This window comes from Rhodomicrobium sp. R_RK_3, from assembly GCF_002198715.1.
Lineage (GTDB): Bacteria > Pseudomonadota > Alphaproteobacteria > Rhizobiales > Rhodomicrobiaceae > R-RK-3.
Window position 1 is genome coordinate 193,774 of the sequence record NZ_MWLK01000018.1, and the last position, 23,283, is coordinate 217,056.

The 23,283-nt window shown below is 64.1% G+C and carries 15 protein-coding genes and 3 pseudogenes; 9 read left to right on the forward strand and 9 right to left on the reverse strand.

Annotated features, from left to right (window positions below; translation table 11 throughout):
- Window positions 1-14 precede the first annotated feature (14 nt).
- On the reverse strand, window positions 15-809 hold the full coding sequence (locus BLEFHOIH_RS10540; protein ID WP_088345122.1) for an aldolase: 795 nt from the start codon (window positions 807-809) through the stop codon (window positions 15-17).
- Window positions 810-831: 22 nt separating this feature from the next.
- Window positions 832-1,533 carry a haloacid dehalogenase type II gene (locus BLEFHOIH_RS10545; protein ID WP_088345124.1) on the reverse strand — a complete coding sequence of 234 codons (702 nt, stop codon included), beginning with the start codon at window positions 1,531-1,533 and terminating at the stop codon, window positions 832-834.
- An 82-nt stretch (window positions 1,534-1,615) separates the two neighbouring features.
- On the opposite strand from BLEFHOIH_RS10545, the gene BLEFHOIH_RS10550 reads away from it, so the two are divergent.
- The 3 genes from BLEFHOIH_RS10550 (at window position 1,616) to BLEFHOIH_RS10555 (ending at window position 6,315) form a co-directional block, all read left to right on the forward strand.
- Window positions 1,616-2,482, forward strand: a complete 867-nt coding sequence (locus tag BLEFHOIH_RS10550; RefSeq protein ID WP_088345126.1) for a LysR substrate-binding domain-containing protein — start codon at window positions 1,616-1,618, stop codon at window positions 2,480-2,482.
- 102 nt (window positions 2,483-2,584) lie between these two features.
- The gene (locus tag BLEFHOIH_RS26640; RefSeq protein WP_170937102.1) at window positions 2,585-2,761 is read left to right on the forward strand and encodes a hypothetical protein; all 177 of its coding nucleotides are present in this window, start codon (window positions 2,585-2,587) and stop codon (window positions 2,759-2,761) included.
- Between the two features lie 263 nt (window positions 2,762-3,024).
- On the forward strand, window positions 3,025-6,315 hold the full coding sequence (locus BLEFHOIH_RS10555; RefSeq protein ID WP_088345128.1) for a CHAT domain-containing tetratricopeptide repeat protein: 3,291 nt from the start codon (window positions 3,025-3,027) through the stop codon (window positions 6,313-6,315).
- 882 nt (window positions 6,316-7,197) lie between these two features.
- Here the strand turns inward: BLEFHOIH_RS10555 and BLEFHOIH_RS10565 are convergent.
- Window positions 7,198-7,834, reverse strand: a pseudogene (locus BLEFHOIH_RS10565) (SDR family NAD(P)-dependent oxidoreductase); the annotation flags it as partial.
- A 24-nt stretch (window positions 7,835-7,858) separates the two neighbouring features.
- Window positions 7,859-8,536: an O-methyltransferase gene (locus BLEFHOIH_RS10570; RefSeq protein ID WP_088345134.1), complete on the reverse strand. Its 678-nt coding sequence runs from the start codon at window positions 8,534-8,536 to the stop codon at window positions 7,859-7,861.
- 84 nt (window positions 8,537-8,620) lie between these two features.
- On the opposite strand from BLEFHOIH_RS10570, the gene BLEFHOIH_RS10575 reads away from it, so the two are divergent.
- Window positions 8,621-9,274 carry a TetR family transcriptional regulator gene (locus BLEFHOIH_RS10575; protein ID WP_088345136.1) on the forward strand — a complete coding sequence of 218 codons (654 nt, stop codon included), beginning with the start codon at window positions 8,621-8,623 and terminating at the stop codon, window positions 9,272-9,274.
- A 142-nt stretch (window positions 9,275-9,416) separates the two neighbouring features.
- Here BLEFHOIH_RS10575 and BLEFHOIH_RS10580 read toward each other — a convergent pair whose 3' ends face one another.
- A complete protein-coding gene (locus BLEFHOIH_RS10580; RefSeq protein ID WP_170937103.1) occupies window positions 9,417-11,696 on the reverse strand; it encodes an ABC transporter substrate-binding protein in 2,280 nt (759 codons plus the stop codon).
- 687 nt (window positions 11,697-12,383) lie between these two features.
- Between BLEFHOIH_RS10580 and BLEFHOIH_RS10585 the strand changes: the two genes are divergently transcribed.
- From BLEFHOIH_RS10585 to istB (BLEFHOIH_RS10595), 4 genes and pseudogenes are all read left to right on the forward strand, one after another.
- Entirely contained in the window at window positions 12,384-13,109 is a 726-nt protein-coding gene (locus tag BLEFHOIH_RS10585; protein WP_245296962.1) for a response regulator transcription factor, read from the forward strand.
- A complete protein-coding gene (locus tag BLEFHOIH_RS10590) occupies window positions 13,106-14,365 on the forward strand; it encodes an ATP-binding protein (RefSeq protein ID WP_088345140.1) in 1,260 nt (419 codons plus the stop codon). The genes BLEFHOIH_RS10585 and BLEFHOIH_RS10590 overlap by 4 nt, the downstream gene beginning before the upstream one ends.
- 293 nt (window positions 14,366-14,658) lie before the next feature.
- On the forward strand, window positions 14,659-15,339 hold the full coding sequence (locus tag BLEFHOIH_RS26185; protein ID WP_125461654.1) for a hypothetical protein: 681 nt from the start codon (window positions 14,659-14,661) through the stop codon (window positions 15,337-15,339).
- A gap of 166 nt (window positions 15,340-15,505) precedes the next feature.
- Window positions 15,506-16,078: pseudogene (gene istB / locus BLEFHOIH_RS10595) on the forward strand (IS21-like element helper ATPase IstB); the annotation flags it as partial.
- Between the two features lie 762 nt (window positions 16,079-16,840).
- On the opposite strand, the gene BLEFHOIH_RS10600 reads toward istB (BLEFHOIH_RS10595), so the two are convergent.
- Window positions 16,841-17,659 (reverse strand): NAD(P)H-dependent oxidoreductase, encoded by an 819-nt coding sequence (locus tag BLEFHOIH_RS10600; RefSeq protein WP_088345142.1) that lies wholly within the window; start codon window positions 17,657-17,659, stop codon window positions 16,841-16,843.
- Between the two features lie 94 nt (window positions 17,660-17,753).
- Here BLEFHOIH_RS10600 and BLEFHOIH_RS10605 point away from each other — a divergent pair, with 94 nt between their 5' ends.
- Window positions 17,754-18,695, forward strand: coding sequence for a LysR family transcriptional regulator (locus tag BLEFHOIH_RS10605; RefSeq protein WP_088345144.1), 942 nt, complete (start codon window positions 17,754-17,756; stop codon window positions 18,693-18,695).
- Window positions 18,696-18,734: 39 nt separating this feature from the next.
- On the opposite strand, the gene BLEFHOIH_RS10610 is transcribed toward BLEFHOIH_RS10605, so the two are convergent.
- The 3 genes and pseudogenes from BLEFHOIH_RS10610 to istA all read right to left on the reverse strand — a co-directional run bounded on the left by BLEFHOIH_RS10610 (window position 18,735) and on the right by istA (window position 23,146).
- Complete coding sequence (locus BLEFHOIH_RS10610; protein WP_280950394.1) at window positions 18,735-19,937, reverse strand: hypothetical protein; 1,203 nt, start codon at window positions 19,935-19,937, stop codon at window positions 18,735-18,737.
- 969 nt (window positions 19,938-20,906) lie between these two features.
- Window positions 20,907-21,635: an IS21-like element helper ATPase IstB gene (istB, locus tag BLEFHOIH_RS10620; protein ID WP_088345148.1), complete on the reverse strand. Its 729-nt coding sequence runs from the start codon at window positions 21,633-21,635 to the stop codon at window positions 20,907-20,909.
- Window positions 21,622-23,146: pseudogene (gene istA, locus BLEFHOIH_RS10625) on the reverse strand (IS21 family transposase). Before istA ends, istB (BLEFHOIH_RS10620) begins: the two are co-directional and overlap by 14 nt.
- Window positions 23,147-23,283 lie beyond the last annotated feature (137 nt).

Sequence of the window (23,283 nt, forward strand, 5' to 3'; positions counted from 1 at the left end):
CTCGGCGGCATGGACTAGGATCTGTAGTCGGGCTCCAGGCGATCCAGCACGCGCTTGACGCTCTCCAAATGCAGCCGCGCACTCTCCGGATCGCCCTCCCGCATCTGCCGTGCGGTGTCGCGGGCGACTGCCACAGGGACCGGGATCAGCGGCCTGCCGCTGCTCATGGCCTTGAGCTGCACTTCGGCGGCGCGCTCGAGATAGTAGAGATCGTCCCAGGCTTCGGCGATGTTCGGAGCGCACACCATGACGCCGTGGTTCTTCATGAACAGGATGTCGTTGCCTTCGAGGACGCTCGCGATCCTGTCGCCCTCGCGTTCGTCGAGGGCAAGGCCGTTATAACGCTCGTCCACGGCCGTCCGGCCATAGAATTTGAGCGCCGTCTGCCCCGCCCAGGCGAGCGGCTCCCCCTCGATCATGCTAAGGGCCGTGGCATTCGGCATATGGGTATGGAATGCCGCCCCGATATGCGGGGACATCCGGTGCAGCCGCGCATGGATAAAGAAGGCCGTCGCTTCAGGGTAACCATCGCCGGCGACGATATGACCGTCGAAATCGCAGATCAAAAGGCTCGATGCGGTTATCTCCTGAAAGGCCCACCCGAACCGGTTGACGAGAAACAAATCGGGATGCCCCGGGACCAGCGCGGAGAAATGGTTGCAAATTCCCTCCTCCAGCCCCTGGCGGGCAGCCGCTCGAAAGCACGCGGCCAAATCGACGCGCGCCTGCCAGATCTCATCCGTATCGAGGTGGATGCCTCGAAGGCCGGCGGGCGCTTCCGTTTCCTTCCGGGTCAGCTCGTGAGCCACAAATTCCTCCTTTCGATATTGGTTACATCCATCCGGCGTCGGCAAGGATTTGCGGAACCTGATCGAGTCTTGAGGCCACCGCCTCCAACTCATAATCGCCGAGAGGCTTTCGCCCGGTGCCGCGGTCGATCCAGATCGCCCGGAAACCGAGGGCGCGCGCGGCAACAAGATCGAGATGCGGGCTCGCGCAGATGTGCACCAATTGATGCTTCTCAATGCCGAGAGTCGTCCACGCGTATCGGAAGATTTCGGCCGATGGCTTGTAGGCTCGGGCGTGTTGCGCCGTCACGACCTTGTCGACATGACCGCCGAGCTGGGCGACGTTACCCGCGATGATCGCATCGTCGGTGTTCGAAATGATCGCCAGCTTGAACCCTGCGGCCTTTAATCTTCCAAGACTGTCCACGACCTCGGGAAAGGGCGGCATCTTGCCGATGGCCGAGGTCAGGATGTCTGCGTCTCTGTCCCCGGAGACAAGCGACAGCTCGGCCATGGCAAGCCTCAGCGCTTTCGCCGCGACATCCTTGAAGCAAAGCTCCGGGCGCTGCTGCTCCAGCCGGTGCTCGTGCCGATCATAGATCTCGATAAAGCGGTGAGGGTCGATCGCCAAGCCGCTGCGGGCGAGAATGCGATCCACCGCCGCTAACAGCCCTTCATCCCATTGAATGAGGGTTCCGTAGCAGTCGAAGGTAAGCCATTCGGGGCGAGGACCCGTCATTGTCATCCGAAACCTCTTAAAATTACGAGGATATTGACAAGCCAGCCCTTTATTTGGAAATTATATATCACAATCATCGATATTGGTTTTGTCAATGAAGATGGATTTCGATCTGCTGCGGACCTTTGCGGCCGTCGTCGATGCCGGCGGTTTTACGCGCGCGGCCGAGCGCGTGCATCTGACCCAATCGACCGTCAGCCTGCAGATCAAGAAGCTTGAGTCCGCCGTCGGTCAAAGACTCCTCATCCGCGATCGCGCGACCGGCGGCGTGCGGCCGACCGAGGAGGGCGATATCCTGCTGAGCTACGCGCGGCGGCTATTGACCATATCCGCCGAAGCGGCGGAGGCGCTGCGCCAGCCACCCGCGCCGAAGACCGTTCGCCTCGGTGTCCCCGAAGATTTTGCCGGGCGGCGCCTGATCGATCTGCTCTCGGGGTTTGCGCGCAGCTCGCCCGGCATCCGGCTGGATACGATCAGTGGCTGGAGCACCGGGCTTCGGCGCGTCCTCGATAATGGCGATATCGATCTCGCCCTAATCAAGCGCGAAGCAGGAGATGGGCCTTGTATCGCAAGCTGGGAGGAACGGCTGGTGTGGGTCTGTGCCGGGCAGGATGCCCTCGTAGAAGAGCCGATCCCGCTCGCTGTCTTTCCCCCGGGCTGCATCTATCGGGAGCGCGCCATACGGGCGCTCGAAGCGGCCGGCAAGCAATGGCGCATCGCCTATGCCAGCCAGGGGCTGATGGGTGTGCAGGCCGCGGTCGCCAGCGGTCTCGGCGTCAGCGTGCTTCCGGTCAACGCCCTGTTGAGCGATCACCATATCTTGCAGGCCGAGGGATTTCCCGAACAGCCTTGCTCGGAGCTCGCCCTGGTGTCGGGCACGCGCCGATTGCATCGAGCGGCTCAGACGGTGGCGGACTTTCTTGTCGAGCAAGTCGGCCAGATCCAAACCGCTTGACGCGGGCTTCAGGGGCATATTGCCGAGTTTTTTGAAGCGCTGTACGTCCATTGCGCTCCTCATCCTGAGCCTCGCTTACGGCATCGCGGGCGGCCGGACCCAGTGGGACTTCTCTTCGATCCACGAGGCGCCACGCTTGGCAAGGCCGATGTATTTCCCGGCGGCGCATCGCTCGCCCGGCCCATCGCCTTGCGGGTGCTGGCGCTGATCTCCGCTAGATGCCAGACCTGGATGGTCCTGTTACGCGAGGCCGAGATCAATGCCGACCATCCTGCGTGAAGGCGATTTCCTTGATCTGCGCCGAATGCGAGTCCCGTGTCGAGCATCGGCGGCAGCGAGCGGCCACCTGCGGCCCGGGGACCGTTCCGGCTTCAAGAACCAGCGCGGGATCGAGGCGGTGAGGTCTTTCGTGGGTCCCAATCGGGAGTTGCGGGCCAGTCCAAGACTTTCGGCCCCGCCTCCAAAACCAGTAGCAACACATTCCTGCGTCAACATCCACGAATGCCCCGTCCTTATTGCCGTTGCCATATCCGTGGGGCAGAATGCCGGAATTCATTCTTGCCGTTGCAAGGGGGGCTATTTTGCGCGCGTGGGTCGGCCAGTTCATTGTTTCCCTCCTCATCGCATCGACCATGACTCAACTTGGTTCACGTCCAGCTTGGGCTCAAAACGCCAAGGACGTGCAGGCCCTCAACCTCCAAGTTGTTCAGCTTTACAATCAGGGAAAATATGCCGAGGCGTTTGCAGTCGCTAAGCGAGCCCTCTCCCTCGCCGAGGCGGCGCTGGGGCCGCAGCATCCGGACACGCTCTCAAGCATCAACGATCTCGGCATTCTTTATCAGGCGCAGGGCCGCTATGGCGAGGCCGAGCCACTCTATAAACGGGCGTTGGAGGGCTATGAAGCGGCGCTGGGGCCTCGGCATCCGTACACACTCCGAAGCCTCAACAATCTTGGCTTTCTCTATAACACGCAAGGCCGCTATAGCGAGGCCGAGCCACTTTTGAAGCGGGCGGCGGCGGGCTATGAGGCGGCGCTGGGGCCGCAGCATCTGGATACGCTCGGCAGCATCAGCAATCTGGGCCTGCTCTATGACATGCAGGGCCGCTATGGCGAGGCCGAGCCACTCTATAAACGAGCGCTGGCGGGCTTTGAGGCAGCGCTGGGGCCGCGGCATCCGCACACGCTCCGCAGCGTCAACAATCTCGGTTTGCTCTACAACGCGCAGGGCCGCTATGGCGAGGCTGAGCCACTCTTGAAACGGGCGCTAGCGGGCTATGAGGCGGTGCTGGGTCCGCAGCATCCGGACACGATCCTAAGCGTCAACAATCTTGGCTTTCTCTATGACATGCAGGGCCGTTATGGCGAGGCCGAGCCCCTCTATCGGCGGGCGCTGGCAGCCTTTGAGGCGGTGCTGGGCCCGCAGCATCCGGACACGCTTGGCAGCGTCAACAATCTCGGCTTTCTCTACCAAACGCAGGGTCGCTATGGCGAGGCCGAACCGCTGTTTCGACGGGCGTTGGCTGGCCGCGAGGCGGCGCTGGGGTCGCAGCATCCGGATACACTCGGCAGCGTCAACAATCTCGGTTTGCTCTATGACGCGCAGGGCCGCTACGGCGAGGCCGAGCCGCTCTTTCAACGAGCACTGGCCGGCAGTGAGGCGGCGCTGGGGCCGCGGCATCCGAACACGCTCCGGAGCGTCAACAATCTCGGTTCTCTCTATCAGGCGCAGGGCCGCTATGGCGAGGCGGAGCCGCTCTTGCAACGGGCGCTGGCTGCCCGCGAGGCGACGTTGGGCCCGCATCATCCGGACACGCTCGGCAGCGTCAACAATCTCGGCTTTCTCTACCAGACGCAGGGCCGCTATAGCGAGGCCGAGCCGCTCTTGCAACGAGCACTGGGGGGCTATGATGCGGCGCTGGGGCCGCAGCATCCGGACACGCTCGGGAGCGTCAACAATCTCGCCGCCCTCTATTTCGCTCGGCGCGATTGGCCCGGCGCTGCTCAACTCTGGCGGCGCAGTACAGCGGCCATCGCCGGCCGCGTCCGGCGCGGCGCGCTCGATCCCGGGATGACAGGCAAAAAAGCAAGCGAAGCGCAGCGACTGGAGTGGCAGTTTTTGGGGCTTGTCAAAACGGTCAATCGCCTGGCGCCCGAAGGCAGCCCGCCGAAAACAGAGCCCGCACGCGAAATGTTCCAGACCGCCCAGTGGGCTCTCAGCTCCGAAGCGGGCCAGTCGCTGGCCCAGATGGCGGTGCGCGGGGCCAAGGGGAATGCGGCGCTGACATTGCTCATCCGGGAGCGGCAGGATCTTACGGATGAGTGGCAGAAGCGCGAGAAGCTCCTGGCCGCAGCCCTGGGTCTGGACGGGGCGAAGCGCGATGCTAAGGCCGAAGCCGAAAACCGCGAGCGAATGGCCACGATCGACACGCGACTTGCCGCGATTGACGGCAGGTTGAAGACCGAGTTTCCGGACTATTTCGCACGGGCAAACCCGGGGCCGCTCACCGTCGATGAGGTGCAAACGCAGCTCCGCGGTGATGAGGCGCTGGTGCTGTTTCTCGACACCGACGACCGATTTATGCCAACGCCGGAAGAGACCTTCATCTGGGTGGTGACCAAGTCGGCGATGCGCTGGGTACGCGCCGAGCTCGGCAAGGCTGCCCTCGGCCGCGAGGTTGCCGCACTGCGCTGCGGGCTGGATCGGGCAGCTTGGGAGGGAGAATCGCGTTGCCTCGAGCTGACCGGCCAAGGCAAGCCGGGCGCACTGCTGCCTTTCGACCCGGCCCGCGCCAGCCGACTCTACACGGCGCTGTTCGGCCAGGCCGAGGACCTCATTAAAGGCAAGCATCTGCTGATCGTACCATCAGGTGCGCTGACGCAATTGCCCTTCGCCGTACTGGTGACCGCGCCGCCCAAAGCCGGGGCGAAGACCGCCTGGCTTGCCCGCGATCACGCCGTCTCCATTCTGCCCGCCGTCTCCTCGCTCAAGGCGCTGCGCGCGGCGGCCAATCCAAGCGCCGCGCCGGCCCCCCTCATCGGCTTCGGCAATCCGCTGCTCGACGGTCCAGACAGCCGCTACGTGAATTCCGCCGCGCTCGCGCGCGACAAGCAGCGCTGCCCGAAAAACCCCTGGTGGCAAGTGACGGAATTGCTCGGCGCCCGCGAAAGGGTGGGGCAGGTCAAAACGCGGAACGGCCTTGCCGATGTCTCGCACATTCGGCGGCAAATTCCCGTTCCGGAAACCGCCGATGAATTGTGCGGCGTCGCCCGCGACATCGGTGCAAACCCCGGCGACATCCGCCTTGGCGCTTTTGCTACCGAGCACGATGTGAAAGCCATGAGCGAGCGCGGAGAGCTGGCCAAATACCGCGTCGTGCATTTCGCCACGCACGGCGCGATGGCCGGCGAGTTGAGCCGCTCTAGCGAACCCGGACTGATCCTGACGCCGCCGGCGACGGCGAGCGAGGACGATGACGGCTATCTCTCCGCCTCCGAGATCGCGGGCCTCAGGCTCGATGCCGACTGGGTGATCCTGTCGGCCTGCAACACGGCGGCAGGCCAGGCCCCCAACGCCGAGGCCCTGTCCGGCCTTGCCCGTGCCTTCATCTACGCCCACGCGCGTGCCCTATTGGTTTCGCATTGGGCCGTGGACTCCGACGCGACGGTCAAGCTCATCACCTCAGCGATGCGCGAGATCGCCCGCGACAAGAAGATGGGACGTGCTGAAGCCATGCGGAAGGCAATGCTAGCCCTGATCGACGGGGGCAACGCTCGCGAGGCGCACCCTTCGTCCTGGGCGCCGTTCATTGTCGTCGGCGAAGGAGCGCGTTAGATCGCGCCATCGCGGCGAACGTCTCAAAGGTCGGCGGCCAGACGGTGGTCCTTAGTCAGCGAGCCAGGCCCTTGAAGGTGGGGCAGGACGTGCCGTGCGCCGGCGTCCTGGGGGGTGCAATGGGGGTACAGTGTCCCACGCCACGAACGCCGCCGCCGCCCTGAGAGGAGACATCGGGACCACAGTGAGCAATCGCGTTTGGTATCAACGATGCACTATGTTTATCTGATCTCACCAGGGCCCAGGCCAGACTTTAGGGACGTCGCCGAGCACCTATGGGCGCCAGGGTGTCACTTTGACTCCGATGGCAATGATGACGAAGCTCGCCCCGGCCGTTGGACAGAGTTAACGGTGATGCTACGACCTGACCTCATGCAGCGGGTTGACATAGATCCGCTGGATGACCGTGAGCCCCTTGTCTTGGTTATCCGTTCAGAGCTTGACGCACTCGCCCGAAAGACTGCGAACTTTTTGCGATCCACGGCGGGCGGAGAACTAAGCGATAATCCGCCGCAGGATCGTGGCGGCGTGAGATGATCGCGGTCAATTCACCCTGAGGCGGTAATGGCAATGCGCATCCGTGATTTCCCGAATGTGCATTTCCTGTTCAAAGGCATTCAGCGCACGCGCTGACTTGGAAGCCGCCTTCCATATCCCGTTCCCCCCGCGCGCCTCGCTCGCTCTACACCGGGTTCACCGCCGCGAAGGCAGTGGCGTAGCGTCCATCCCGTTCCGCCATGCGGTCGCTGCGCGCCCGCTGCACGAGAATTTCTCCTCGATCGTGATCACCCGCCTCGAGCAGCGTCATTACCTCCTCGATGAAGTCGTTCAGCGGCATGGCGCGGGGATCGGTCAGTTGCTGCGGACCTGTGATCTTGGTTNGTGTCATTACCTCCTCGATGAAGTCGTTCAGCGGCATGGCGCGGGGATCGGTCAGTTGCTGCGGACCTGTGATCTTGGTTGCCACAAGGGGTGGCAGAAGCTCCAGCACCTCGACCGACGTCGCTCGCAGCTGATGGCGCAACGATTGAATCCACGAGTGCAGAAAGGCCTTGGTGCCGCAATAGGTCGGAAAAGCGGATGACGGCAGGAAGGCGAGCTTGGAGCCCGTCACCAGCAGCGTTGCTTCGCGCTGTCGGCGCAGATGCGGCAGGAAGGCCTCGGCCGTGCGCAGCACGCCTATAACGTTGGTCCGGATCATCGCTTCGGCAAGGGACAAGTCCCAGACCTCGGCGGTGAGGTCCTCCTTGCCCGAGATGCCGGCGTTGGCGATGACGACGTCGAGCTCTGGGAAGCGGCGAAGCGCCTCCTCCCTCGCGGCCGACAGCGACGCCGGATCATCCAGGTCGAGCAGCATTCCGATGATCCCGGGCGAGGCTCCTGCCAGCTCGGCCAACAGCGATGGCGCTCGCCCTGTGACGATCACCCGGTTGCCGCGCGCGAAAAATGCTTCGGCGAGGCCGCGGCCGATACCGCTGGTGCCGCCGGTGATCAGGATGGTGTTGCCGGTCATCCGCATTTCGGCGTCGCCTCCGCAATCGGGTCAGCCGAGCCGGGCCGACAGTTCGACATCCGCGCCAAAACCGAGCGACAGGTAGCCGCTGCCGGCTGCGCGCATCCGCTCGACATAGGGCGGGAAGAAGTCGGCATTGTCCGCGACGATGAGTGCGCCAGGGCGCAGCCGGTCCTCCACGAGATCGAGGATGTCCGGGTAGAGCGCTTTGGCGCCATCGAGCAGCAGGAGATCGACTTCGTCTGGGAGATCGCGTGTCAGCGTCTCCAGTGCGTCGCCCTCGCGAAACTCGACCAGGTCGGAGAGGCCGCCCGCGGCGATATTGGCCTTCGCGCGTGCCACCTTGCTCGGCTCGAACTCGCTGGTGATGAGCCGGCCGCCGCCATTGTCGCGCAGTGCCGAAGCAAGGTAGAGCGTCGAGAGGCCGAATGAAGTGCCGAACTCAATGATCGACCGGGCATGGGCAGCGCGCGCCAGCATGTAGAGGAGCCGCCCGGTTTCGCGCGACACGGCGAGCGGCACGTCCTTCATCAGCGCATAAAAGGCGGCATAGTCGGTGCGGCTGCGCATCAGGCCGTCGCGATCCGCGCGGCTGAGGCTGCTCCAATAGGCCGCGGCTGACGGCGTCGCTCCCGGGTGTTCGGCTTCGTCCCGCGCGAACAGGCGGTCGAGCAGCGGCGCGACGGGGCTGGTCGTGATCGTGGTCATCGGGGGTCCTTGCTGATTGTCTTGCGTTAGCCAGAGAAATACGATGAGTTCGTCAGCTTCGCTAATCGCATCCTGGAAGACCCGATGACCGGCCGCGCAAACCCTAGCATTTCCTTGAGAAAACGGCCCAGGCAGGCCCGCGCGAACGATCTCGTTGCGGCCGTGCTCGAGGCTGCTGTTCAGGTTTTGCGGGCCGAAGGCGCGGCCCGTTTCACTACGGCGCGTGTCGCCGAGCGGGCCGGCGTCAGCGTCGGATCGATCTACCAATATTTCCCCAATAAGGCGTCGATCCTGTTCCGCCTCCAGGCCGATGAATGGCAGCGCACGGCGGAGCTGCTGCGCGGCATCCTCGAAGATCGGAGCCTGCCGCCGCCGGCGCGGCTGCGCCGGCTCGTGCACGCGTTCCTCCAGACGGAATGCGAGGAGGCGCAGGTCCGCATCGCGCTCGGCGACGCGGCGCCGCTCTACCGCGACGCGCCGGAAGCCGGTGAGGCGCGCGAAGCCGGCTCGACATTAATCCTGAGTTTCGTCGGGGAAGCACTGCCGGATGCCGATGAGGCCACGCAGCGGCTGGCCGCCGAGCTGATCGAGGCGACCCTGACCCGGGTGGGCAGCAGCTTTTCCGAAGTTGCGCGAAGCGACGAGGAGATCGCCTCATTCGCCGGCGCCATGGCCGATATGTTTTGCGCCTACCTTCAGCGGCTCGGCGAGGAAGTTGCCAGCGATGGCGGCCGATAGCGGCGGGCCCCAGCCGCTAGGATCGCGAAGGCCGGTACACCCTTGTGACTGCGGCGCCGCTGCTCCTCCGCGGAATCAATGCCTTCGGAGAGACCATCACCCGGAGCCGAAGCACCTCGGGGGGCGCCTTGGCCAGCGCAGCTCACGGCCACAGCCGCGCCCACATGGTCATCAGCGTGGCGCTGGCGCCGGAGACGCTGGTGAAGCTGGAATGCATGACGTAGAACGCCATGGCGCCCGCCAGGAGAGGAATCCCGATCACATGGAATAGCCAGAGGCCGGCGCGGAAGCGGGGCACGCGCTCGAGCGGCCGGTTCACCCGCAGGATCGAGATGAAGATCATCAGGCTGACGATCATGTAGTTGAACAGGAAGATCCGATCCGACACCGTCGCCACATCGGCGCCGACTTTCGGGATGGTCAGATAGAGCGCGACCGCCGAGAGGAGCGCCGTGACCTGGATCGTCACCACCGCCTCGAAATGCGAGTTCGGGATGAAGATCGCCAGATAGGCGATGCCCATGATAAACAGCAGCGGGATGACGACGCGCAGGAAATAATCGGTCGCCTCGCGCTTCATGATCCACACGAAGCTGCCCTTGTAGAACGGCACCACGCTCTTATCGTGCGTCATGGCGTCGATGAGGGGCAGGAAGTCCTCGTAATAGCCGACATATTGCTCGTTCTGCGTCCAGCCGTCGGTGTCGGCGACGTCGTCGCGCAGGCGCAGCGGCGGCGACTGGATGATGAATGGCGCATCGCCGACCTTGGGCCGGATGTCGATCGAGAAGCGTTGGGTGTCGAAGGGATAGTTCACGAAATCCGGCTCGAACATGAACTTGCCGGTGATCGCATAGATCCGCATGCCGTCCGGATAGACGCCGCTCTTGCCGCCCTGATGCAGCGCCCGGATCGAGAGCTGGCGCTCATTGTTGTTGGGGTCGATGAAGGCATTGGCGAATTCGATCTGGTCGATGCCCTGGCCCTTGCCCTCATGCATGGACAGGTAGAAATCGGCGGCGAAGCTCTTCTCGTTGTCGTCGACGCGGAAGGCGCGCGTCAGGTCGATATCCATGTACAGCGTTTTGATCTGCCGGAGCTGATCGTTCTTCAGGCCGAGATATTGGATCGGCGCAAGCTGCGTGGTGCCGAGCCCTTTCGGACCCATGAGGATGAAGGGCGTGCGCGCCGCCGCCCGCGACCCTGTGCGGAAAGACCAGTTTTCCAGCGCGCCCTGGAAATTGCCGCGCCCGGCGGCATAGGACGTGCCCATCGCCTTCAGGATTTCGGCGCGGATGGCGGCGACATTGGCTGTCGGCTCGAGCGGCTTCAGCACCTCGCCGATCATCGACACCATGTCGCCGAACTGCGCGCCGAGCACGATGGCCCGCACATTCGGCCCGGACAGCACGTCCGTCTCCGAGCCTTTCGGGCGCGGCTTGCACTCGCCCGTCGCCCAGCCCGCCGCGTTCTTGTTGCGCTTGCCCTCGAACATCCAGTTTTCGGTGTCGGTCGCCGAGATGCGCCGGCGCAGCCGGTCGTTGAACGCCTCTGGCGGGCCTTCCCAGGTCAATTGGTAGAGGTCGCCGGGATAGGCGTGCTCCTTGGATGCCAGCAGCGTCTCGATGCGCGCCGAGACGAAGGCGGGCGGCGTGAAGCCCGCCTTGGCCAGTTCGGCGAGGAAGGGACCGGTGCGCTCGCCGCCGATGCTGAGATAGACGAAATCGGCGTCCTTCTCCTTGATCTCGGCCACCGCCTCGGCGACCTCGGCCGGATCGACCGCATTGTCCTTCAGCGTCAGCCGGTGATCGGCGACGAAGCCGGGCGCCTCCAGCTTCTCCTGCAGCCCGTCGCCCTGGGTCGAGCTGAAAAGCTGGTCCTTCAGCCCGACGAAGGCGGGACGGCTGAAGCCCATGTCCTTGATGAAACGCGCCACCACCGGGATGCTGTCGTCCTCCTGCGAGCCGCGCATGGTGAAGATGTTCGGATAGTCCGCGAAGATCGAGTTGACCATGATGTTGGAGATGAACGGCACGCCGCTCGCCTTGATCTCCCCGCCAGCGGCGTCGAGCACCTCCTTGGCGCGGTCGGAGCTGGTCATGCCGATCATGGCGATGGTCTGCGGATCGGCGAGTGCGGCGCGGACATTGGCGAGCGCTTGCTTGGCATCGCTGCGCTCATCGAAGAATTGCAGGGCGAGCGGGCGCCCGGCGACGCCGCCCATGGCGTTGACGCGGTCGCGCGCGGCTTTCGCCAGCCGGGTGATGGCTTCCAGATTGCCGTTATAGAAGCATTGCGAGGTGACCGAATTGACGAAGATGGCAATGGTCAGCGGACGGCCGCTGACCGGCTCATCCGCCGCGCGTGCCGGCCGGGCACCGAGCGCGAGCCACTGGAGCAGGACGGCGGCAAGCGCCACCATCCCGAGAAGCCGGCCAGATCGGCCACGCCCTGAATTTGCCTGTCCCACCGCATTCCCCCTGCTACCCTTGAATTTGTCATAGCAGGCAGAGGGACGACGCGAAAGTGCGCCGCGATTTGGCCCGCGGCGCATGCTCGATTTCGTTCCGGGAACGGGACGCGGCGCAACAAGCCGGCTCCCATTCTGCATCCAAAATTCCCCTTTGCCGGGCGAGACTTACCCAGAGCCCAGCATCGGCAGCGGGGACAAAATTGTAACCCGGCATTGCCTTGGCCCGCTCAGCAATATTCGGACACAAATACGCCTCCGGCAGCAACAGGCAGCAATGTTGCACCACATTTTGGCAATCCTCCTCCCGCAATCTCGACCTTGCCGCCTCGCACACCCCTGCCCGGCGGTTCTGGCTAAGCGAAGACCAGCCAATCCGCGCGGTGTCTTGCCGAGCCGCGCGGCGCCGCCGGTCAGCTCCCTCTGAACGGCGGTCAGTGCCATGCCGTCCCATGTGCGGCATGGCGCCCCCTTCCTCCCGCCCAGCGACCAATGCACGCGACCGGGGCCATCGCGCCACGATTTCGCTGTCAAAATCCGCTAGCAGGCGCGAGAACACCGCCAGCATCCGTTCGCCGTGCCAGCCCAGCCCCGTTTTATGCCTTGCGCGGGGCAGGCTGGCCTATCGTGGAGTTCAAGGTGGACTCGGGCGCGCACATCCTCGTGGTTGACGACGATCGGGAAATCCGGACGCTTCTCGAGCGCTACCTGGTGTCGCAGAGCTTCCGCGTCTCGACCGCCGGCGACGGCCGGGCGATGGAGGCCTGCCTCGCTACGTCCAAGATCGACCTCGTCGTGCTCGATGTCATGCTGCCCGACGCCTCCGGCCTCGATCTGTGCCGGGCGTTGCGCAAGGACGCCGCGCCGCCGGTCATCCTGCTGACCGCGCTCAAGGAGGATGTCGACCGCATCATCGGACTGGAGCTGGGCGCCGACGACTATATGGGCAAGCCGTTCAATCCGCGTGAGCTGGTCGCCCGCATCCGCGCCGTGCTGCGGCGGGTCGCGGAACGGGAGGCGCCGGCCGTGCCCGGCTTCCGCTGTTTCCATTTCGCCGGGCTGACCGCCGATCCCGCGAGCCGCCTGGTGACCGGCGCCGCCGGCCAGACCGTGCCGCTCACCGCCGCCGAATTCGAGCTGCTGCTGGCCTTCCTGGAGCGGCCCGGCCGGATGCTCTCGCGCAACCAGCTCCTCGACATCACGCAAGGGCGCGATGCGGCGCCGTTCGGGCGATCGGTGGACGTGCTGATCAGCCGGCTGAGGCGCAAGCTTGGCGAGGCGAGCGGCGTGCCGCTGTTCAAGACGCAGCGCAATGGCGGCTACCAGCTCATCGTGCCGGTGGAGACGGCGGAGGGCAGGGCATGAGCACGCTGCGCGCCAAGATTATCAGCCTGCTGGTCGGGGCCATCCTCGTCGTCGTCGCCCTCGCCACCGGCCTGACCTTCCTCATGCTAGAGCTGGAACGCCCCCGCTTCGCCGACGGGGCGGATGCCGATGCCGCCCAGATCGGATTGATTCTGGGCCGCCAGGGCACCTTGCCATCGGGCGCCCCGGTCGCCGAGATCGGCCTTCAGCCAAGGCCGGCCGAGGGACGCCTTCTGCATCGCATGACCGGGGAATTGCGCGCCGCACTCAGCCGGCACCACCTTCCGGCCGATGCCGTCGTGACCCGGCCGCCGGACAGTCCCTGGCCGGTCGCATCCATCGCCCTGCCCGGCGGCGCGGGGGTGCTGGTCACGCCGCTGGCCATGCCGCCGCCCGTCCCCGACATGTCGGCGGCGCTGATCGGCTGGATCCTGCTGGTCTCGGCCGGAACGACGGCCGTCGTCGTCACCGCCGTCTATCGGCTGACCCAGCCGCTGGCGCTGGTTCAGCGCTCGCTGGCCGATATCGGTCCGCATGGCGAATTGCCGCTCTTGGCGGAGACGGGGGCGGCCGAAGTGCGCGCCACGGCGCGAGCGATCAACCTGCTTTCCTCGCGGCTGAAGACGGCGATGGAGAGCCGGATGCGCCTCGTGGCGGCCGCCGGCCACGATCTGCGCACGCCGATGACCCGGATGCGGCTGCGCGCCGAATTCCTCAATGAGCCCGACCGCGAAAAATTCCTCGCCGATCTCGACGAACTCGACCGCATCGCCGACAGCGCCATCCGGCTCGTTCGCGAGGAGATCGCCGAGGAGGGCCGCGATCCCGTGCGTCTCGACATTCTGCTGCGGGAGGTGGTCGCCGAGCTCTGCGAATTGCAGCTCGACGTGGCGCTCACCGCCGTCGAGCCGGCCGAGGTCGACATCAAGCCGCTGGCCCTGAAACGGGCGCTGCGCAACCTCGTCATCAACGCGGCCACCCATGGCAGGGGCGCAACGGTCAGCCTCGCGGCGAAGCACGGCGCCGTCGCCATCCGCATCGTCGACCGCGGCCCCGGCATTCCCGAGGCGATGCTGCAACGCGCCTTCGAACCCTTCTTCCGGGTCGATCCCGCGCGCTCGGCGGGCCAGGGCGCCGGACTGGGCCTCGCTATCGCCAAGGAGATCATCCAGCGCAATAGCGGCCTGCTCACATTGACCAACGCGCCGACGGGCGGTCTGGTGCAGACGATCGAATTGCCGGCCGCGAGGGGGTGAAGGTGGCGGGTGCGGCGGAGGCGCCGCGTCGATCGGTGGCGGGTGCGGCGGAGGCGCGGCTATTACCCACGAGTCGGAGATGCTCGGATGCGCTAAAGTCCAACGGATGTGATTGCGATGCCCGCCGACCGTCAAATGGCTCGAATTTATGACCACTCATTTGCGGCAGTTGCGCACCGTCGCGTTCATCGCCTTACTTGCGATGAGTCTGACGCTGAAATCTAAGTTTTGGTAGGTATTTCGACGCCTATTTTGGCCGCGTGGACCTTCGATTCCCCCAGCAGCATTACCGGGTGGACGAGGACGCGCATTTGGGAGGTAAAGTCTTTGCACCTCTTTTAATGACGTTAGCGCAATGGCCGGGGCGCGGCATGACCGGTGCCTTACTTGAACGGAGGGGCTACTTGGTGCCGCGACGGTTCGAGGAGTTCGCGTTTGCGTTCTGTCCGGAGCGAACTTCACTTGAGAAATATTGGGACGAAGTGGCCTTGGAATATTTATGCTCCGCAGGTCGCGGAAGCTCAAATAGGCGAACTGTAGCCGCTACATCATACCGATCGAGATATTTGGACGACCTTGCTGCTGAAAGGGTGAAAAGAAAACAAGAATTGGATGGGTTCCCTCTGGACAGTTGTTTGAGAGATTTCAAACGCATGATGTTGTCATCATCCAAAGACGGCATCCCTTATTTAGAATGGCTTGAAACTGAAATGAGGACTTGCAAGAGGGAGGAAATAGAAAAGCTCCATATATCAGTAGGTGAATTGACAAGTACAAAAAAGGACTTTTACGGATTTGTCGGGGCAATCTGCGAAGCAAGAGGATTTCAATTTCAGAAAAAGAAATGGCGGAAGGTTTTTGGTCCCTTAGAAATTTGTTGCGGCGTTGATGCTGGAATGCAGACGACTTGGACGTTTCAACTACCGCTGGATCTAACCATATGCCACGCAGCGGAGCCCGATTTATTTTTTTAGTTGGCCTTGCTGACAATATTGTACCTGGGTTTCATTATTACACCCGATATGCCGAGTACCCGGAGGCAGTTCTGGGAATCCAAGCTCATGTCGATCTGATAGATGCAATCGGAGAGTTGACTACATAACCGGCGTTAGGCTGGTCTCAGCGCTGCTCTGCGGTCTTGCCCGCTCGATCAATTACCAGATGGGCATCGCCAAGTTGCCGCTGGCCAAGGAACTGGCCGATCTGGAGCTGGGCGCGACGCCAATCAATGCCGAGTTGATCGAGCAGTTGGCCGGCGGCGGCCTCCTCGACAGCCAGTGTAATCTGGTGCTGATTGGTGGCACCGGCACCGGCAAGAGCCACATCGCCATCGGCCTGGCCCGCGGCGTCATCCGGGCCGGCCGTAAGGCCCGCTTCTTCAACGCCGTCGACCTGGTCAACCGGCTCGAAAGCGAGGCCAAGCTCGGCCGCCACGGCCGCATCGCCGACGGCCTTGCCCGCGTCGATCTCCTCATCCTCGCTGAGCTCGGCTATCTGCCCTTCGCCCAATCCGGCGGCCAGCTGCTATTCCACCTGATCAGCCGCCTGTACGAGCGCACCTCGATCATCGTCACCACCAACCTCGCCTTCGCCGAATGGCCTAGCGTCTTCGGCGACGCCAAGATGACCACCGCGCTGCTCGACCGGCTCACCCATCACTGCGACATCATCGAGACCGGCAACGACAGCTGGCGCTTCAAGAACAGATCCTGAGCCGAACACCGCCTGCCTGGCTCTGCGCTGTTCCGCTACGCTCCACAGCTCCGCGCCAGGCAGGCGATAAAGCGCGCCGGACAGGGGTCAATCTTGGACGCCGATTGGGGGGCAAAGTTCGGCGCCGATTGGCATGCGAGACGGCATGCCCTTCATTCGGCGAGGCTGGCTAACTCGCAAGGCGCCGGCGAGCCTAGCTACCTCGCCACGTCGATGCTGCGCCCGGGCCTCAGCTGATTCCGCGATCCGCCTCCCTCGCCGGGGTCACCGCACCGCCCGCGCTCTTCAAAGGGGCCAGGCGGAGCCGCATGCAAAGGCCCGCCGCCGGTCGCCCGCCGCCGGTCGCCGCCTCCGCCTGGGCGCGTCGCACGGTAGCCCGTCGGACAAGGAATGCCTTTGAATCGGGCGAGGCTGGCCGCCTCGCAAGGCGCCGGCGAGCCTGCCTGCCTCGCCATGGATGGCGCGCCCGCTCTCAGCTGCCGCTGGGACCCGCTTCATCTCTACTAGCGAGATCATCGGCGGCACCCCGTCGCGCCAAGCTTGAAAATCCGAGATCGGCGCATTGGACGCCGACGTGCGGCTGCGGTCCGCGGGTGTGCCACCAGCCAAGTGGCCGATGGATGCTTCAGCCGCTCCAGGAGGCGCCCTGGCGGCCTGGAGGGGCCTTCTGACGCGCCCCCTCGCGTTTCGCATAGGCGCCCCTGGACTGTCAGCAACAACGCGCCAGGCTTATTGCCCTCAAGTGCTGGGCGCTCGACCAGGTCAGCAGGTCCGGTCAGGCAGGGCAGGCAGGGATCCCCGCTCAGTCGAATGAAGTGCAAAGCCTGTCGCGCCAGGATCGCCCAACTCGGGCCGGAGCTGAAGCGTCGGGATCAGATAGTCGCCGCCATTCTGCCGCCGATAGGAAATGGGCGCGGTGGTGGCCAACGTCCGCATCCTGTCGCGCAGGCGCTGGGCGACATCCTCGAAGCCGACTTCATCCAGGTGATCGACCCTGTAGGCGACAAATGGTGGCAGCACCTCGTAGCCTGGGTAATAGAGAATGCCGTGATGGATCGGGAACAGCAGGTCGTCGATCGGCCCGTTGATCCCGCGGGCGGCGTAATGCTCCTCCCAGCCGCCGGTGGTTACGACCAGCATAGCCCGCTTACCACTCAGTGTTCCCTCGCCGTAACGGTCGCCCCAATGGGTATCGCTGTGCTCACCAACGCCATAGGCGAAGCCGTAGGAAAACACGCGGTCGACCCATCCCTTCAGGATCGCCGGCATGCTGAACCACCAGAACGGGAACTGCAGGATCAAAGTGTCGGCCCAAAGGAGCTTCTCGTGCTCGGCCAGGACATCGTCAGTGAGCGTATGGGCGGCAAAACTCTCGCCCGAGGCGGCGGCCACGCGCAACCGTGCGTCCGGAGCCAACGATGCAAAGTCGGTCCGGTCGACCTCGGATTTCCAGCGGTCGGCATAAAGGTCCGACACTTGCACCCCGTGGCCGCCGGTCTTGAGCTCCGCGATGGCGATGTCGCGTAGCGCGCCATTCAGCGAGCGCGGTTCGGGGTGGGCAAAGACGAGCAGCACTTTCATGTGGCACCGATCCGATGGTGGAAACTGCGCCTTGATGTGGACGATGCGGCGACTATCCGCTAGCCATGGAGAATGGATAGGATTGTGCTGAAAAATGGATAGATCGGACATCACTTTCGAACGTATGCGCAGCTTCGTCCGTGTGGCCGAGCGCGGGAACCTTTCGGCGGTCGCGCGCGAGTTCGGCGTCGGGCAGTCGACCATCACGCGGCATCTGCGCGAGCTCGAAGAGGCTGTCGGCGTACCCTTGCTCAGCCGGACCACGCGGCGTGTCACGATGACCGAAGAAGGCAGTCGCTACTACGCCAGCAGCGTTCAGATCCTGCGCCTCCTCGAGCAGGCTGTCGATGAGGCACGCGGTACGCGCGGCGAGCCGGCCGGCACCATCCGGATCTCCTGCACGGCGGCGATTGGCGTGCTGCATGTCAGCCGGTTGATCTTCGCCTTCCAGGACCGCTATCCCGGCATCGGAGTGGATCTCAGCCTCACCGACGAGCGGATCGACCTCGTGCGGGAGGGCGTCGATATCGCGCTGCGCCTCGGGCCGCTTACCGATAGCTCCATGAAGCTGCGACCGCTCGGCCAGTCCCAGCGGTTGCTGGTGGCGGCGCCGGATTATCTGGCGGCGCGAGGCAGGCCGTCCGTCCCGGAGGACTTGTCGGCCCATGAGGGTATCAGGATGTCGAACATCGCCGGAAGCGAGACGCTGGTTTTGCAAGGGCCGGGCGGCGCGCGCCATGAGGTGGTATTCGGCGGACGCCTTCGGGTCGACCATGGGCTTGCCGCGCGCGAGGCGCTGGTCGCCGGACGCGGGATCGCACCAGCCCATCGCTGGCTGGTGGAGGATCTGCTGGCGGCCGGCCGGCTCGAGGCGATTCTGCAGGACTATACGCTGCCGCGGGTCCCGCTGAGCCTGCTTATCGTCCCCGAGCGTGCTGGCATCGCCCGCGTGCGGTTGCTGGTCGACTTCCTCGTTGAGCAGATCCAGGGCATTCCCGGCATCGAACGGTCAGGACACACTCACGGAATTCCTTAGCGCTGCTCGATAAGCTCGCGGATCCGGTTTCGTTCGCACTTAAGGCTGACCCTCGGCCTCGGCGCCAAGTTGCACGGTTGTAGCGACAATGTCGGGCCGATGAAATCGCGCGCGTAACTGTGCTTCGACCAGTGGAACGGCGACGCCTCCTGGTCCCTCGTTTAGGCGCCACTTGATAAAGCCTTCGCCTTCGGTCGACGCGATGTAATACCCTTTCGGCGTCCACAGCAGCCAATTGCTGTCCGAGCCGTAATATAAGGTAACAAGTAATTTGCGGGTGGTGAGGCTCCAGAGCCGGATGGTTTGGTCAGCCGAAGCGGTCAGAAGATAACGGCCATCAGCCGAGGGCACGACGACCCAGACCACGTCCTCATGGCCAATAAAATCGCCCTGCTTCTCGCCCGCGCGATTATAGGCGGCGAGCACGCCGTTATTTCCCCCGGAAATGATCGTTTGACCATCCGGGGTGAAGCTATAGGCCCAATGGCCATAACCGTTGCCCCGGTGGCGCTCGATTGATTTCACGAGCTTGCCATTGCGTTTAATCTCGAGAATTGCATCATTCCCGAAGGAGCCGCCCCTACGGTGCCCGAGCGACCAATCGCCATGGCTGAGTTCCGCGCGGCGGTAGCGGCTTACCTCCTGAGCGCGGATGGGACGGAAAACGGGTGAGGGTATCTCGGCGGAGGGTAATTCCAGAACGTGTTGAAGCACACCGGGCGTCCCGGGACAGCTGTATTCCAAGGGGCAGGGATCCTCATTTCCCCAAGCTATGCTGCGGCCATCTTTCGCAAAACCGACTGCAAAGGCGAGCTGCACTTTCGCGCTGGGCATCAATGGCTGTCCGCTGGGGCTTCGGCGGCGTTCACCCGTTCGCAAATCCCAGATGTGGATCTCGCTATTATTGCCACCCGCGGTCACCGCCCAGTGCCCATCCGGGCTGATAGCGGCGGCGAGGACGATAAAGTTGTGGCCAGAATAGGTGAGGATCTCTTTGCCGCTTTTAAGATCGTAGACACGGGAAGCGAAGTCACCTCCCGCGGCGCCCGTGGTCGAGAGGATACGCTTGCCATCCGGGGTGACGCTCAGATGGCTCACCATCGCGGCCTGCCGAGCAAGCGTCTCCACAAACGCGCCAGTTTCCCCGTCCCATAGCTTTATCTCGCCATTCCAATCGCCGGATACGATGATGCCGTTGGGAGCGACAGCGAGACTCCACACCTTTTCGCGGTGGCCAAGTATTTATCCAATGCACGGGATCACACATGTGGAATTTCGTCGGGATTTAAGCCGTGAACGGAAGATCGTGATGGCCATCGTTTCACTGGGCAGGTCATTGGCACCGGAGTAGTCCGGGCGTAAGGCCGACCGACGTTTTTGGTTGTTAGCCGGAAACGCCTCAGACCTGACGGCAGCTTGCGTATTGCCACTACCGCCTCAGGTCGAAAGACCCCGATCAACTGACGCCGCCGCGATCCTGCGGCGGACTGTTGCTTAGTTTTCCACCCGCCAAGGATCGCAGGAAGTTCGCAGTTTTTCGGGCGAGTGCCGCATGCTCCGAACAGATAACCAAGACCAGGGGTTCAAGGTCATCCAGTGGATCTATATCGACCCTCTCCAGAAGCTCAGGTCGTAGCGTTATCGTTAACTCCGTCCAACCGTCGGGGAGCGCTTCATCATCGTTGCCGTCGGAGTCAAAATGACATTCCTCCCCCATAGATCCTCGGCGACACCGCCAAAGTCTGGCCTAGGTCCTGGCGAGATCAGATAAACATAATTTTCTTAGCACGGCGCTCACTTGTCGGCCAGGACGCCGGCTCCAGCCGTTGCCTTGCCGCCAGGGCAGGCATTCGCTGGCCACCAAACACATGCGGGCCTCACACACGGCGATTGTTCTGGGTGGCATGGGCGCCAAGATGGATGTTGCTGGGATCGGAGCCGATGTCGCGGGCGACAGCGCATAATTCATCGGCGGTTTCCGGAAGGGGATCTGCCGCCGGATGTTCGAGACATTGGCAAGGCCGTTCCGCATTTCGACCTGGCCCACTCCATCGCGCAGGCCAAACAATTCCGCGACTGTCAATCGGCGCCGAACTTTGACCCCCAATCGGCGTGCAAAATTGACCCTTGCCCGGCGCGCTTTTTCGCCTGCCTAGCGCGGAGCTGTGGAGCGTAGCGGAACAGCGCAGAGCCAGGCAGGCGGTGTTCGGCTCAGGATCTGTTCTTGAAGCGCCAGCTGTCGTTGCCGGTCTCGATGATGTCGCAGTGATGGGTGAGCCGGTCGAGCAGCGCGGTGGTCATCTTGGCGTCGCCGAAGACGCTTGGCCATTCGGCGAAGGCGAGGTTGGTGGTGACGATGATAGAGGTTCGCTCGTACAGGCGGCTGATCAGGTGGAACAGCAGCTGGCCGCCGGATTGGGCGAAGGGCAGATAGCCGAGTTCGTCGAGGATGAGGAGATCGACGCGGGCGAGGCCATCGGCGATGCGGCCATGGCGGCCGAGCTTGGCCTCGCTTTCGAGCCGGTTGACCAGGTCGACGGCGTTGAAGAAGCGGGCCTTGCGGCCGGCCCGGATGATGCTGCGGGCTAGGCCGATGGCGATGTGGCTCTTGCCGGTTCCGGTGCCGCCGATCAGCACCAGATTGCGCTGGCTGTCGAGGAAGCCGCCGCCGGCCAGCTGCTCGATCAGTTCGGCGTTGACCGGCGTGGCGCCCAGCTCGAGGTCGGCCAGTTCCTTGGCCAGCGGCAGCTTGGCGATGCCCATCTGGTAATTGATGGACCGGGCCTGCTTGGCAGCGATCTCCGCCCTGAGCAGCGCGCCGATGACGCGCTCGATGCCGTGCTGGCGCTTGATGCCTATCGAGACGATCTCGTCATAGCTCGCGCGCATGCCGGCAAGCTGCAGCGCGGTCATCATCTCCAGGATCTCAGAGCGCTCCATGTGCCGCCTCCAGGGCCGGCGCACGCAGCCGGTCGTAGCGGGCGCAGTCGGCGACCGGCGGCAGGCTGAGCGCCAGCCGTGCCGGCGCCTCGATCGGAGGAGCCGTGACCTCTTGCTGGCGCCTGGCAAGCGCATTGAGGATGACATCGGCGCCGGCAATGCCGGCAGCGAGCGCTTCCGCACAGGCGGCCTCCACCGCCTGCAGGCCATCGGTGAGCACGGCGGTCAGGATCTTCACCATCTGCCGGTCCGCCGTCGTCGGAGCCGGCCAGCTTGCGGCGGACCTTTGCCAGGGCGCCCGGCAGCGGCCAGTCCTTGAACGGGGCGCCGTTGCGCAGTGCGCCGGGCTTTCTGGCCAGCACCGGGACGTAATGCCAGGGATCATAGGCGATCTGGTCGCAGCCGAAGCGGCGGCGATGCTCGCCGACAATGATCCCGTCCTGCTTGATGACGATCCGGCCGGCATAGGCGTGCACGTCGACCGGCCGCCCGACCGCGGACGAAGCCACCGAGTAGCGGTTGCGGTCGAAGCGGACCAGGCAGGTCTTCGACACCGCGGCGCTGGTGGCATGGAAGCCGTCGAACGGGCCGCGACAGGGGATCAGGGCGCCCCGCTCCGCCTCGAACACGGCAAAGACGGTCTTGTCCTTTTGCTCGGGGTGCGGCTGCGAGCGGGCATAGGCGATGCAGCGGTCGAGCAGATAGCCGTTGAGATCGTCGTAGCTCCTGAACTTCAGTCGCGGCGTGAAGAAACGCCGGCGCACCACGCCCACCTGGTTCTCCACTTGCCCCTTCTCCCAGCCGGCGGCAGGCGTGCAGGCGGTCGGCTCGACCAAGTGATGGCTCAGCATCTGCAGGAAGCGCCGGTTGAACTGGCGCTCCTTGCCGACGAACACCGCATCGACCGCGGTCTTCATATTGTCGTAGATGCCGCGCTGGCAGGCGCCTTTGAAGAAGGCGAACGCCGCCTCATGCGCGTCGAACACCATCTCCTGGCTCTCGCGCGGATAAGCGCGCACGAACAGCATCCGGCTGTGGCAGAGCCTGACATGGGCGACCTTCGCCATCGTCGTCACCCCGTTGATGACCACGCATTCATGGCTCCAGTCGAACTGGTAGGCCTCGCCCGGCGCAAAGGCCAGCGGCACATAGGCCTCGGCCTGCCGGATCGATTGCTGCCGCTCCCAGGCCCGGCCGTAGCGGCGCACCGCATCATAGCCGCCCTGATAGCCCGACAGCCGCAGTTCCTCGTAAAGGCGCTGAAACGTCAGATGCTCGCGTTTGGGCCGCCGGGCATTGTCCTCCAGCATCCGGTCGAGAGCGCCCGTAAAGGTGCCCAGCTTCGGCAAGGGCTGGGCCTTGCGCGCGTAGCTGTGCTGCGTCTCCTCGCCGCGCACGATGCTCCGCACCGTGTTCCGCGCCAGCCGAAGCTCCCGCGAGATCTGCTTGATCGTCTTGCCCTTGACATGAAAGGCATGCCGTACACGGCCGATCGTCTCCACCCTCACCATCCCCCGTTGAGCCCCCGCTCGCGAATCGCTTAGCGGGAGAATGAGCCATCGGGGACGGGGTCAAAATTGAACGCCGATTACCCCTGGCAGGGGGTCAAAATTGCATGCCGGTTCACAGGCCATCGGCATGATGAAGC

Coding starts and splice junctions, on each gene's coding strand:
- BLEFHOIH_RS10575 (WP_088345136.1), top strand. CDS start 8,621: ATGACCGGCCGCGCAAACCCTAGCATTTCCTTGAGAAAACGGCCCAGG.
- BLEFHOIH_RS10600 (WP_088345142.1), bottom strand. CDS start 17,659: ATGAAAGTGCTGCTCGTCTTTGCCCACCCCGAACCGCGCTCGCTGAAT.
- BLEFHOIH_RS10605 (WP_088345144.1), top strand. CDS start 17,754: ATGGATAGATCGGACATCACTTTCGAACGTATGCGCAGCTTCGTCCGT.
- BLEFHOIH_RS10570 (WP_088345134.1), bottom strand. CDS start 8,536: ATGACCACGATCACGACCAGCCCCGTCGCGCCGCTGCTCGACCGCCTG.
- BLEFHOIH_RS10545 (WP_088345124.1), bottom strand. CDS start 1,533: ATGACAATGACGGGTCCTCGCCCCGAATGGCTTACCTTCGACTGCTAC.
- istB (WP_088345148.1), bottom strand. CDS start 21,635: ATGGAGCGCTCTGAGATCCTGGAGATGATGACCGCGCTGCAGCTTGCC.
- BLEFHOIH_RS10590 (WP_088345140.1), top strand. CDS start 13,106: ATGAGCACGCTGCGCGCCAAGATTATCAGCCTGCTGGTCGGGGCCATC.
- BLEFHOIH_RS10580 (WP_170937103.1), bottom strand. CDS start 11,696: ATGGTGGCGCTTGCCGCCGTCCTGCTCCAGTGGCTCGCGCTCGGTGCC.
- BLEFHOIH_RS10555 (WP_088345128.1), top strand. CDS start 3,025: ATGCCGGAATTCATTCTTGCCGTTGCAAGGGGGGCTATTTTGCGCGCG.